8 protein-coding genes are annotated in these 12427 nt (G+C 70.9%); 3 read left to right on the top strand and 5 right to left on the bottom strand.

Features of this window, described 5'->3' with window-relative positions; translation table 11 throughout:
* The first annotated feature begins 102 nt into the window (after positions 1-102).
* Positions 103-1143 (top strand): LacI family DNA-binding transcriptional regulator, encoded by a 1041-nt coding sequence (locus tag ACIBEI_RS04200; protein ID WP_398884816.1) that lies wholly within the window; start codon positions 103-105, stop codon positions 1141-1143.
* 182 nt (positions 1144-1325) lie between these two features.
* On the opposite strand, the gene ACIBEI_RS04195 is transcribed toward ACIBEI_RS04200, so the two are convergent.
* A complete protein-coding gene (locus tag ACIBEI_RS04195) occupies positions 1326-2552 on the bottom strand; it encodes a glycoside hydrolase family 64 protein (RefSeq protein ID WP_398884814.1) in 1227 nt (408 codons plus the stop codon).
* A gap of 327 nt (positions 2553-2879) precedes the next feature.
* Positions 2880-3668: a VOC family protein gene (locus ACIBEI_RS04190; RefSeq protein ID WP_398884812.1), complete on the bottom strand. Its 789-nt coding sequence runs from the start codon at positions 3666-3668 to the stop codon at positions 2880-2882.
* A 349-nt stretch (positions 3669-4017) separates the two neighbouring features.
* Between ACIBEI_RS04190 and ACIBEI_RS04185 the strand changes: the two genes are divergently transcribed.
* Positions 4018-4305, top strand: a complete 288-nt coding sequence (locus ACIBEI_RS04185; RefSeq protein ID WP_398884810.1) for a WhiB family transcriptional regulator — start codon at positions 4018-4020, stop codon at positions 4303-4305.
* Between the two features lie 12 nt (positions 4306-4317).
* Here ACIBEI_RS04185 and ACIBEI_RS04180 read toward each other — a convergent pair whose 3' ends face one another.
* Positions 4318-6789 (bottom strand): hypothetical protein, encoded by a 2472-nt coding sequence (locus ACIBEI_RS04180; protein ID WP_398884808.1) that lies wholly within the window; start codon positions 6787-6789, stop codon positions 4318-4320.
* Positions 6790-6945: 156 nt separating this feature from the next.
* On the opposite strand from ACIBEI_RS04180, the gene ACIBEI_RS04175 reads away from it, so the two are divergent.
* Positions 6946-10350 (top strand): hypothetical protein, encoded by a 3405-nt coding sequence (locus ACIBEI_RS04175; RefSeq protein WP_398884806.1) that lies wholly within the window; start codon positions 6946-6948, stop codon positions 10348-10350.
* A gap of 96 nt (positions 10351-10446) precedes the next feature.
* Here ACIBEI_RS04175 and ACIBEI_RS04170 read toward each other — a convergent pair whose 3' ends face one another.
* The gene (locus ACIBEI_RS04170; protein WP_398884805.1) at positions 10447-11427 is read right to left on the bottom strand and encodes an acyl-ACP desaturase; all 981 of its coding nucleotides are present in this window, start codon (positions 11425-11427) and stop codon (positions 10447-10449) included.
* Positions 11428-11642: 215 nt separating this feature from the next.
* Positions 11643-12419, bottom strand: coding sequence for a dimethylargininase (gene ddaH / locus ACIBEI_RS04165; RefSeq protein WP_398884803.1), 777 nt, complete (start codon positions 12417-12419; stop codon positions 11643-11645).
* Positions 12420-12427: the final 8 nt, after the last annotated feature.

Genomic DNA, 12427 nt, shown 5'->3' with positions numbered 1-12427 from the left:
CTTCGGGGGTGCACACTCGACCATTCGAACAGGGAGCGCTCTCAATGGTGCGTCGTACGGCGGCTATCCTGATCCGCAAACGCCGCCCTGAGGAGCCCCGAGGTGTCCGAGCAGTCGACAGAGCCCCGCCCGACGCTGGAGGCCGTGGCCGCCAGGGCCGGAGTGTCCCGGGCCACCGTGTCGCGTGTCGTCAACGGCGGTGACGGTGTGCGGGAGCCCCTGGTCGAGCGGGTCAGGCAGGCCGTCGAGGAACTCGGCTATGTGCCCAACCAGGCCGCGCGCAGCCTCGTCACCCGGCGGCACGACGCCGTCGCCGTGGTGATCGCCGAACCGGAGACCAAGGTCTTCGCCGACCCCTTCTTCGCGCTCCAGCTCCGGGGCATCAGCAAGGAACTGACGGCTCACGACTCCCAGCTCGTACTGCTGCTCACGGAGGGGCGCGCCGACCACGCGCGCGTGGGCCGCTATCTCGCCGGCGGCCATGTCGATGGCGCGCTCGTCTTCTCGCTGCACCTCGACGACCCGCTGCCCGGCCTCATCCACGGTGTGCCGACGGTGTACGGCGGGCGGCCCGGCTGGAGCGACGGTTCGCGCGGCGCGGTGTACGTCGACTGCGACAACCGGGGTGGCGCCCGCGAGGCCGTACGCCATCTCGTCGGGCTGGGCCGCCGACGCATCGCCCACATCACCGGCGCCCTCGACCAGACCTCGGCGGTCGACCGGCTCGACGGGTTCCGGGACGTGATGGTGGACGCCGACCCGAAGCTGATCGCGGAGGGCGACTTCACCCCGGCGGGCGGTGAGCGCGCCATGCGGGAACTCCTCGACCGCTGCCCCGACCTGGACGCGGTGTTCGCCGCCAACGACCTCACGGCGGTCGGCGCCATGCGCGTCCTGCGTGAGCGGGGGCGGCGGGTGCCCGAGGACGTCGCGGTCGTCGGCTTCGACGACATGCTGCCGTTCACCGAGCAGGCCGACCCACCGCTCACGACGGTCCGGCAGGACATCGAGGAGATGGGTCGGCTGATGGCGCGGCTGCTGTTGCGGGGGCTCGACCGGACCGCGGTGGCCTCCGGCGGATTGGCGGGGGCGCCGTCCAGTGTGGTTCTGCCCACGACATTGGTGAGGCGGGCCTCGGCGTAGCCGCTCCGCGGAGGGGTTCTGTTTTGGGTGCGGGCCGGTGGGGGTTGCTCGCGCAGTTCCCCGCGCCCCCAAAAGATGAAAGACAGGGGCGCAGCCCCGTCTTTCAGGGGCGCGGGGAACTGCGCGACCAGCCACGACTCACCCGCAGACGAAACCGCAGGCCCAGCGGAGCGCCTACGCGCTTACGACCCGACCGTCACCGTGAAGCGGCGCGGGTTGCCGTCGTGGGCCGCGCCCGATACGTCGGGCTGGCCGTCCGGGCGTACGTCGTCGTACGGGAAGGCGTAGCCGATGGGCGAGTTGGCGTGTACGACACGCGACCAGTGGTTGACGGCCGAGCCCTTGTAGTAGTCGGCGGTGGTCGTGCCGTTGGGCTGGGTGGGGTGGGTGAGCATGATCGAGCGGTTGAAGCCGGCGGCGAGGCGGGCGAGGAGGGCCTTCTTGTCGTCGGAGTCGCCCGGGTTGTTGGCGAACGGCCCGTGGTTGCAGGTGAAGATGTCCTTCGACGTGGGCTTGGCGAAGGTGTGGCCGCCCGCGAAGGTGAGCGTGTCACCGCTGACCCGGCCGGTGAGCGTGCCCCGGCCGCCCTGGAGGTCGATCTTCAGGTCGGTCGAGCGGTACTTCGCCCAGACCTCGTCGATGTAGCTGTTCCAGAGGTCGCGGAACGGCATCTCGGCGGGCCGGTCGAAGTACGGGGCCATCAGGTTCTGCGGGGAGATCACGCGCAGTACGGAGCCGCCGTCGCCGCGGATCACCAGCTTGTCCCAGGGCTGGCCGTCCCTGGCCGCCTGTGCCGTGAGGTCCGAGGCGATCCGGTCGACCGCGCCGTCGGGCAGGGGCGCGACCGTGTGCGTGGTGTCGCCCTCCAGGGTCAGGCCGATCGGGAGGGCGGTGACCAGGTCGACGTAGCTGATGTTGGCGTACAGCTGCTGGGTGTTGAACGTGAACTCGCAGAACGACCAGGTCTTGCCGTAGTTCGAGTCGCCGGGCGTGGCGAACGCGGGCTCCACCAGCGCGGGGCCCGGGTTGAGGAAGAAGTTGAGCGTGCTGTCCCGTACGAAGTAGACGCGGGCGCCGAACATCTGAGGCAGCGTCAGGATCTTCGGTGCCGAGCCGGCGGCGCCGAGCGGGATGGCGCAGTCGACGGGCAGCGGGGTCTGCGGCGCCGAGGGGGAGGTGGGCCGGTAGACGCTGCCGTCGGCCCGCAGCAGCACCCAGTCGCCCGTCGACTGCTCGTGCCCGGTGACGTACGCGCGGACCGTGCCCGGCAACGAGGCGTTCTTGAGGGCGAGTTCACATGTGGCGGGAGCCGCCTCGGCAGTGGGGCTGAGGGCGCTTCCCCAGACGGGGTAGCTCGCGGTGGCTCCGACGGCTGCGGCTCCGGACAGGAACGCTCTGCGTGAGATCACGGAAGTCTCCTGGGATGTGGGGGGAGGCAGGGGGATGGGCCGACCCGTGGGGGGATCGGCGCCCTGCGGTGCACCACTGTTCCCAGGGGGAGTTGAGGCGTCAAGGGTTATGACTGAGAGCGCTCTCGAAATCTGCTTGCGTTCAGAAGTTGACGGCGAAGTCGACGGCGCGGTGGCCGAGTCCCTGTCGAGGGGGCCCGGCCACCGTCCGCCCTGCTGTCTGGCCTGTTGGCCACTGTTGCCAGGCCTCTGGTCACCAGTCCTGTCGGCAGTCCTGTCGGCAGGGCTGTGAGCAGTTCTGTGAGCAGTCCTGTCGCCGTTGTGTGGTCAGCTCTGTGGTTCGCTCTTGATCACCGCGAAGCGCGCGCCGTACGGGTCGGCGAGCTTGGCGATACGGCCGACGCCTTCCAGTGACGTGGCGGGCATCCGGACCGTGCCGCCCAACTCCTCGGCCTTGGCGACCACGGCATCGGTGTCCGTGACCTCGAAGTACGGCAGCCAGTAAGCACCCGTCTCGCGCTCCAGCGGGTCGTCGGCCAGTGGGACGACACCGCCGAACATGGAGTCCTCGCCGCCCTCCGCTGGATTCACGCACGTGTACGTGCCGCCGGGGAACGGCATGGCCGAGGTCTCCAGGCCCAGTACGGAGTTGTAGAACGCGGCCGCCGCGGCGATGTCCGGTGTGTAGAGCTCGACCCAGCACAGGGAGCCCGGGTCGCTCGCGACGTCGATGCCGCGCAGCCGGCCCGGCTGCCAGACGCCGAAGGAGACGCCGGCCTTGTCGCTGAAGACGGCCAGCCGGCCCTCCTCCATGACGTCGTCCGGCGCCATGAGCACGCGGCCACCGGTCTGCTCGACGGCCTTGGCGGTGGCGTCGGCGTCAGGGGTCTGGAAGAACACGTTCCAGGACGGTGGGCCCTGTTCGGGAGAGGTCTGCATGCCGCCGGCGGCGGTCTTCCCCGCCAGTTGGAAGAAGCCGTAGCCGCCGGACTCCGGTCCAGCCGACCGGAAGTCCCAGCCGAAGAGGCCGTTGTAGAAGGATGTGGCGCCGTCGATGTCGCTCGTGCCGAGATCGACCCAGTTCGGGGCGCCGGTGACGAAACGGGTGGTGAGCATGTTGCCCTCCTTTGAGGGGTCCCGTTGCCTGCACTGCCGAGTCTGGCACCGTGCACTGACAAACGCGCCCTGGCGCTGCCGCTGGGCTTGGCGGGGCGTTTGGTTACCCTTGGTGCTTGGGTGCTCTCTGTGTGTGGCTGGGTGCTTGCGGTTGTGGGTGTGCGGGGTGGTGGGGGGCTTGGCGCGCAATTCCCCGCGCCCTTTGGGGCGCGCCGCCGTGCGGCCCGCCCACTCCGGCCCACATCATGGGGTCCGCGCGCTCAACACTGGAGCCGGCCGTGGCGTGCCGGGGCCTGGCATTGATCCGGCGTTGATCGAACGTTTTTCGGTGCGCGGCACGATCCTGGGCATGCACAACGACACCATCGCCGCGCCCGACCTCTCCTGGCAGGAACAGGCACTGTGCGCCCAGACCGGATCCGAGTTCTTCTTTCCCGAGCCGGGCAGCTCGGTGCGTGAGGCGAAGCGCATCTGCGGACTGTGCGAGATACGCTCCGCCTGCCTCGAATACGCGCTCGACCACGATGAACGCTTCGGCGTCTGGGGTGGCCTGTCCGAGAAGGAGCGGCTCAGTCTCCGCCGCACGCAGGACCAGCAGGACCAGCAGGACCAGCGACAGCACCAGCAGCAGTACTGACGGCGGCGCCCGTCATTCGTACGTCACCATGAACCGCTCCGTCCCGGCCGGTACCCGCACGTCCTGGCCCGTCACCTCCAGCTCCCGCCCGTCGGCGGACGCCGCGCGCACCCGGCCGAACCGGCACGGATAGACGAACCGCACGCCGTCCGGAGCCTCCGTGATGTCGACGGTCACCGTTCGCCCGGCCGGATCGTGCGCGAGCCGGTACCCGAACGGTTCCCCGAAGAGCGTGGGCGCCGCTTCCACCGCGACCCGTTCGCCTTCCGGTACCCAGTGCGGACGTACGCCCGGCGCGATGTAGAGATGCGGATCGCGGTCCTCGTCCGCCTCGAAGAAGAGGATGTCGCGGATCAGCAGCAGATACTCGGCCGCCGCCCAGCCGTGCGGGATGTCGCCCATGTACCAAGGCCGGTACGGGACTTCGGCGAAGTCCGAGGCGACCGGGAACGCATGCTGCTCGTTCCATGCGCCAAGTGCCGCCACCCGGCCCGCCGTTCGGGGGAAGCCCGCGCCGACCGTCCAGCCGAGCAGCGCGTCCATCCGGGCGGGATCGCCCGCCAGCAGGTACGCGTGTGCCAACTGCAGGGTCAGATAGGGTCCGTACGCGTTCCAGGCCGCCTCGTGACGATAGCCGCCGGTGACGAAGTGCGCGTACATCGTGTCCAGGGTGAGGCGGGCGGCCCGGTCGACCTCTTCGCCCAGCTTGCTGCCCATGTGCAGGCGCAGCGGGTGGAAGTAGGCGGCCGTGCCGATCATCGTGGAGTCGAGCCGTCCGACGTCGGCGGGCCCGGTCGGGATGTACGTCTCCCAGGCGCCGCGGGCACGCTGCTCGGCCAGCACCCAGCGGATGGAGTCTCCGGTTGCCCGCTTCAAGTCGTCGAAGGCGGCCCAGAGTTCGGGGACTTCGGGTGCGTCGATCCGTTCCGCGAGGCGCGCCGCCTCGTACAGTCCGGCGAGGCCCCAGAGGTCGTCCCAGTAGTGGGGCTTGTCGCGTTCGCCGAGGTGCTCGGCGCTCCAGCCGCTGTGCAACAGCCCGTACCCGTCACGGTTGTCGCGGAGCCAGCGGGCCGCGTCGCGCACGTACGGGACGTACAACTTCGCCCCGAACGCCGCCTGTCGGCCGGCAGTACGGTCGAACCGGCCGATCGCCCACAGCGCCTGGCCGTTGCTGTCCCACTCGCGGTCGTCCTTCTCGTGCGGGCCGCCGTAGAAGCCGTACTCGGCGCAGGGGCCGATCCGGCCGGTGCCCCTGTTGAACCGCAGCGGGTAGTGCGTGCCCAACTGGTGCTCGGCCAGAGCCGAATCGCCGACCAGTGAGCAGGCAGTGGCCTCCACCGACGAGTCGCGGATCCAGAACGAGTCGTAGACCGTCGGGCCCGGATGGATCTCCCCGTGGTCCGAGAGGATCAGCAGCTGCGACCGCGACTGCCGGAAGAGATCCGTCAGATGACCGACCGGGGAGGGTAGTTGGGGCTGGAGCCCCTGTCCCAGCAGCTTCGCCGCCCAGAAGTCACGGTTGGCGGACTCCAGTTCAGTCGCCGGAGTTCCCTTCAGCTCCGCCAGATCGTCGGCTCCGGCGTACAGATCGACCGGCAGCCGTACGTCGAGTTCGAAGACCTCGTCCGCGGCGACCCGGAACGGCCAGGCGAACACGGCACTGCACAGCCCGGCCACCTGGTCCTGCGCGTCCAGGGCGCCGTTCAGCTTCCCGCCCGTCACCAGGTCGTGGAACGGGCTGTGCGCCAGATACGTGTCCGGATCGAAGGAGGAGTCCGGGTTGCCGTACACGCCGTACTGCTCGGGCGGGGTGTCGAAGACCGGCCCCCACCCCGAGTTGGTCTCCACGCGCTGTTCGTCCGGCAAGTGACGCAGGTAGGTCAGCCGCCGGTCGGCGATCTGACGGCCGTTGCGGTCGTGCCGCTGGAACCCGCTCGGCCCCGCGGGCATGACCGCCGCGCACAGCAGCCCCTCGTGCGGCTGCCCGGTCGGGCTGCTCACCGTCACCCGCGACACGACCAGGTCCCGCTGCCGCGCGCCGACGGGCGTGGCGAAGGTGCGCTGCACGAACTCGACGCCCTCCGGCGTACGGAACGTCGTGAGGACGACCGGTAAGTGCGGTGCCTCCATGCGCTGTTCGACGCTTCCGCCGTCCGGGAGCTGGGGCAGCCGCAGCGTGCCCGTCGCCGGATCGTGCAGGAAGAACGAGAGACAGTACTTGTCGTAGACCGGCTCGATCTCACCGGCCTGCCCGATCAGGGACTCCTGCCGGTGGTCCTTGACCCCGACCATGTGCCAGTAGCGGTACAGGGCGTTGGAAGCGAAGGCCCCCTCCTTCGACTCGTACGTCCCGGCGTCGAAGTCGTCGCTCCAGTGCCGGAAGGCCTGCTGCGCCCACCAGGGCACGGGATACGGAACCTGTCCCTTGCCCGCCCAGCCGCGCCACATGACCTCGTAGAACATCCACTCATGGGTCTGTGCCATGGTGTCTCACCCCCTCCGGGCACCGTTGCACCGCGGGCGCGAACCGTAAATGCGTACGACGGACGGTCGCGGCACGATGGGCGGCTTTCGGCTTCGGGGCAGGCCGCATCGGTAATCCGGCGCGCACCACGGTCCCCGACAGGCACAATCCACCCCATGGTCCACGCCCCGCAGCACCAGGCCGAGAGCCTGCTGAACGCCCTCGATCCACTCCCGTACCCCTTGCGCATGCGCGAACTCGCCGCTCGCACACGGGAATTGGAGGAGACGTGTCCGCTGCTGGACGAGCTCGAAACGCGCGGCGCCTACGAGCGTGGGCTCGCTGTCGTCGCGGCGGCCGTCGCCGGGGACACCGAGTGGATCGCGGCGCGTATCGCCGATCCGGACTCCTTCGTGCGCGGGCACGCGTTGCGCACCGCCGACAGCCTCCAAGTGCCGGACTCCGCCTACGAGTCGGCGCTCACCGACGCGCCCGAGGTGATACGCCGACAGCTGCTGCGTGCTGTCGTCGCGGGCCGGCGCACCGCGCTGGCGGACCGGCTCGTCGACGAGGTACGGGCGGAATGGGGCGACGAGGAGGCGGCACGGCTGCTGCCCGGGTGCTCCCCGGAGACGGTCGCCCGACTGCTGCCCTCGCTGCTGCACGCCGTGAAGGGATCGAAGCCCCTCGGCCGACGGCACCCCGGAGCCCTGCTGGACGTGGCGGAACGGGAGTTGGCCGCCCTGCCGGAATCGCTGCGCGACGCCTGGTGGCAGCGGTACACGGAGGTCGTCGTCGTCACCGCGGACGTGGAGCCACTGCGTGTGCTGGAGCTGGTCGAGCGTCTCGGGCCCTCCCGGATCCCGGCTCAACTCCTCGACCAGGCGGGCGCGTTCGCCGCCGTCGCGCCCGAACGGGTGCTCCGGCTGCTGATCTCGGACCGCTTCCCCTCCTACATCGGCGCACGCAGTCGCTCGCTGCAACGCAGACTGGCGCGATCCGGGGCGGAGGAACTCGCCGTCTACGGGCGGATGCTGGCCGCGTCGGGTGGCCTCGCGCCGCTCCTCCAGGCGTTGCCGCCCGCTCGCCGCCACGCCTTCTACACGGCGTCGACCACGGACCGGGGTGCGGACGGTGCCACCGTGGACGCGGTCATCCTTGAGGCGCTGCCCCGCAGTTGTGTCGCAGAGGAGGCCCGGCGGATGGCCGCCGCGGCACGCGAACGCGGAGAGACATGGGACACCGTGCTGCTCGCCGAATCCTTCTTGCCCGTCGCCGAGGTACGGGAGCGGCTCATCGAGGCGACGCGCCGTCCCGCAGCCGAAGACCGGGCGCTGGCCTGGCCGTTGCTGATCCGCAACGCCGCCCGCTCCGGCGACTCCGCGGCCGTCACCGCCGTACTGGAGGAGTCGGCCAGGCTGCGCAACGAGCAGGATCCGGTGCGGCTGCCCGCCCTGAACGCGATGTCCCGCACCCCGCCCGCCCTGTTCACCGAGGACGCCGAGCCGCACCTCGACCGGATCGCCGCCGACGCCGTCGAGGCCCGGGACTCCTCGCACCAGACCCGGGGCAACCTCAGCGAGCTCGCCCTGTCCGTGCTGCGCGAGCACGCGGCGGGCGGATCACGGGAGTTGGTGAACTGGGCCCTGCGCACACTCGTCCGGATCTCCGGCAACACCGGAGGCGCCGACCTGGGCCGACTCGACGAGAAGCTGCGGCGCGGCCAGGAACACCAGGTGTACGAGGCGTTGAGGCCGTGGATCGAGGCGGGCGCGGAGAAAGCCGACTACAGCCTCGCCTTCTCGCTCGCCCGGGCCGTGGGACGTCGCGCCGCCGGCATGCCCGAACTGCAGGAACTCCTGTGGCAGGCCGTCCGGTTCGGAAACGACCGCACCGTACGCGACGCGGTCGAGCTGTGGCTGGAACCGCCCGCCACCCGCGACGAACGGGTCGCGCGCATCCTCTCGCTCGAACCCTCGGCGGGAACACTGTGGCCGGTCCAGCACGTGATCACCCGACGCCGCACCGACCTCCTCGACGTGCTCCTCGCGGACACCCCGCCGTACGGGCGTTTCCTCACCAAGGGCAGCTCGTGGACCGTGCCGGTGGGCCACGACGTACGGCGCTGGCTGCCACGCCAACAGGAGGCCGTGGCCAGACAGTTGGCCGAGCAGGCCGCCGACGCCGGGCTGCCGTCGTACGCACGGGCCGCCGCCATCGCGCAGGGCGCGCGGATACCCGGCGCGGGCGTCGGACTCGTACGCGACTGGACCGGCTCGTCGGACGTCGTGCTCGCGGAGGCCGCGCTCGGCGCGCTCGCCCACACCGACCGGCCGGGCGACATGCTGCCCGAACTCCTCGCGCACGCCGGGAACGACCGCGCCCGCGTCGCCGTGTACGCGGCGACCCGGGCATCCCGGCACGTGGCGCCGTCGCGGCTGGTGGGACAGCTGCGCGAGGTGCTGCTCGGCCCGGGCGTCAAGGTGACCAGCCGCAAGGAGGCCGCCCGTCTCGCCGCCGCCCGGCTCCCGATACCGATGGCGGCGGGGCTCCTCGCCGAGGCGTACGAGCGTCCCGGTGCCCACCTCGACGTCCGGGCCGCGTGCGTCGCCTTCGCGGGCGCGCTGCTCACCGAGGAGAACGTCTGGACACTTCTGCGCGACGCGTCGGGCGCCGAACCGGTGCTCCGCGCTGCCGTCCTGCGCTTCTCACCCCTCGACCTGCCGGAACGGCACCGCGAGCGGTACGCCCGTCTCGTCCGTGACGTGTGCGCGACCAACGACCCGGCGACGGCGACCCTCGCCTTCGCCGCCCTGTCCCACTGGGCGCCCTGGTCCCCGGACGCTCCCACCGTCCTGGCCTCCGCCACGGCTGACCTGTCGAACCGCACGAGCTGGCGGGCGGCGGCGCAGGGCCTCGTGATCGCGGCGGCGGGATCGGCCGGGGGAGCGAGGGGCCTGCGGGAAGCTCTGCGCGTACTGGCGGAGGCGGAGGCGCAGGCGGAGGGGGAGTCCGAGCCCGAGTCCGAAACGGAGACCGGCGCAGGCGCTTTCGCCGCCGACGCCGAACCCCGCCGCGACCGCCCCGCCCGCCAACGGATCGACCACCTCGTCGCCCGGCTCGCCCAGCAGGCCAGAACGGCCGCGGGACCCATCAGGGAAGCGGCCCTCGGGGCAGGCAAGCTGCTCGCGCGCTACGACGGATTCGTACCGCAGGCCGCCACCGTCGCGGCGTTCCATCTCGACCTGGACGCGGAGGCGGAGCGGGTCGACGCGTCCCTGGACCGGCTGGCCGCGCTGACGGAAGGCCGGCCGGCACTCGCCGCCCGCACCGCCACGGAACTCGCCGCGAGGCTCCGCCGGACGCAGGAGGGCGACGCCGAGATCCTGCTCGGCGCCGCCCAACGGCTGACTGTCCACGGTGGCCACAGCGAGGGACTGCTGGCCACGGCGATCACGGCCACGCTCGGCACCCGCACGGGCTGGGCGCCTCCGTGGAGGGCCCAGCTACGAGCCCTGCGCCGCCACCCACACCCCGACGTCCGGGACGCGGCACTGGCGCAGATGACGGCGTACGAATGAGCCCGAGGAGGCCCCGTAAGGGGCGCGGGGAACTGCGCGCTCAGCCACAACTGGCCAGCAGCCGACGAACAACCGCACCCGCCCAGAGCCAACCGGCTATACGGCGGCAGCCCTCGCCGCCATCCGCGCCTTGCGAGCCGCGAGCTTCTCGTCGAACTTGGCGGCCTCGGCGTCGAGCCCGCCCATGTAGAGACCCAGCTCTTCCTGGGCCTTGAGGCCCTCGGGGCCCAGACCGTCGATCTGCAGGACCTTGAGGTGACGCAGCACCGGCATCAGCACGTCGTCGTGGTGGATCCGCATGTTGTAGACCTCGCCGATCGCCATCTGCGCGGCGGCCCGCTCGAAGCCGGGCATGCCGTGTCCGGGCATCCGGAACTGGACGATGACGTCCCGCACGGCCTGCATGGTCAGGTCGGGGGCCAGCTCGAACGCGGCCTTGAGGAGGTTGCGGTAGAAGACCATGTGCAGGTTCTCGTCGGTCGCGATGCGCGCCAGCATGCGGTCGCAGACGGGGTCGCCCGACTGGTGGCCGGTGTTGCGGTGCGACACGCGGGTCGCGAGCTCCTGGAAGGCGACGTACGCGACGGAGTGCAGCATCGAGTGGCGGTTGTCCGACTCGAAGCCCTCGCTCATGTGCTGCATACGGAAGGCTTCCAGCTTGTCCGGGTCCACGGCGCGCGACGCGAGCAGGTAGTCGCGCATCACGATGCCGTGCCGGCCCTCCTCCGCGGTCCAGCGGTGCACCCAGGTGCCCCAGGCGCCGTCGCGGCCGAAGAGGGAAGCGATCTCGTGGTGGTAGCTGGGCAGGTTGTCCTCGGTGAGGAGGTTCACGACCAGCGCGATGCGGCCGAGCTCGGTGACCTTGGACTGTTCCTTGTCCCAGGCCTCGCCGTCCTCGAAGATGCCGGGGAAGTTACGGGCGTCGGACCAGGGCACGTACTCGTGCGGCATCCAGTCCTTGGCGACCTTCAGATGACGGTTGAGTTCGGTCTCCACCACTTCTTCCAGCGCGTACAGCAGCCGTGCGTCGGTCCAGTCGGAGGACGGGCTGCCGAGATGGGGAGAAGTGATCGTCACGGGGGCTCCAGGGGGACGTAAATGCTGAGCGTTCACACAACCTACGGCATCGTAGGCTACGTATCCGTAGGTTACGATGCCGTAGGTTAAGCGCTACGTAAAGGGTCCTGATCAGCGACGATCTCTCCGGAGATCGCCAGGAGCCGCTTCCTTGAGTCGCCCACCTGGCGGACACCGCAGGTCCAAGGAGGCGAACGGGTGTCCCCGGCGGTCGTTCAGGCGTACAGCCCCCTGAGCCGGACCGAGAGGCATGTCACACAGCCTTCGAGCTTCTCGAACTCGCTGATGTCGACGAGGACGGGCTCGTGGCCGAGATCGGCGTACAGCTCGGCGGTCTTGGGCGCGCTGGCCGCCATCAGCAGCTTGCCGCCGCCGAGGAGCACCACATGGGCGCCGGACTCCTCCGGCACCCCGAGGAAGCGCGGGAAGATCGACGGGGTGTCCACCAGCGGTTCGTGCCCGACGACCGTCCCGTCCGGGAGCGCGGTGACGGCCGATTTCAGGTGCAGCACCTTGCTCACCGGTACGGCGACGACTCGTGCGCCCAGCGGTTCGAACGCGGCCCGCAGTTGCTGGATGCCGGCCCCGTTGGTCCGTCCGCCCCGGCCGACGTAGATCGTGTCGCCGACCTTCAGGACGTCGCCGCCGTCGAGCGTGCCCGGCTCCCACACCCAGTTCACCGAGCAGCCGAGCCGCGCCACGGTCTCCTCGACCCCGGCGGTCTCGCCGCGCCGCGACTGCGCGCCCGAGCGGCCGATCAGCGCCACGTTGCGGTAGACGACCACCGCGTCCTCCACGAACACGGAGTCCGGGCAGTCGTCGGCGGGCTCCACCTCGACGGTCTCCCAGCCGTGCGCACGCAGCGCCTCCGCGTACGCCTCCCACTGTTCGGCCGCCAGCTCGACGTCGACCTTCGTGCGCTCGATGTGCGTGACCAGACCCTCGGCCAGGCGGGGGCTCGGGCGGCGGATGAGGGCTTTCTGGCTGGGCACGTGCGTTT

Origin of the sequence: Streptomyces sp. NPDC050988, assembly GCF_044456225.1 — a bacterium.
Lineage (GTDB): Bacteria > Actinomycetota > Actinomycetes > Streptomycetales > Streptomycetaceae > Streptomyces.
Note: the sequence above shows the minus strand (reverse complement) of the source record. Positions and strands in the feature narration are given on the sequence as shown.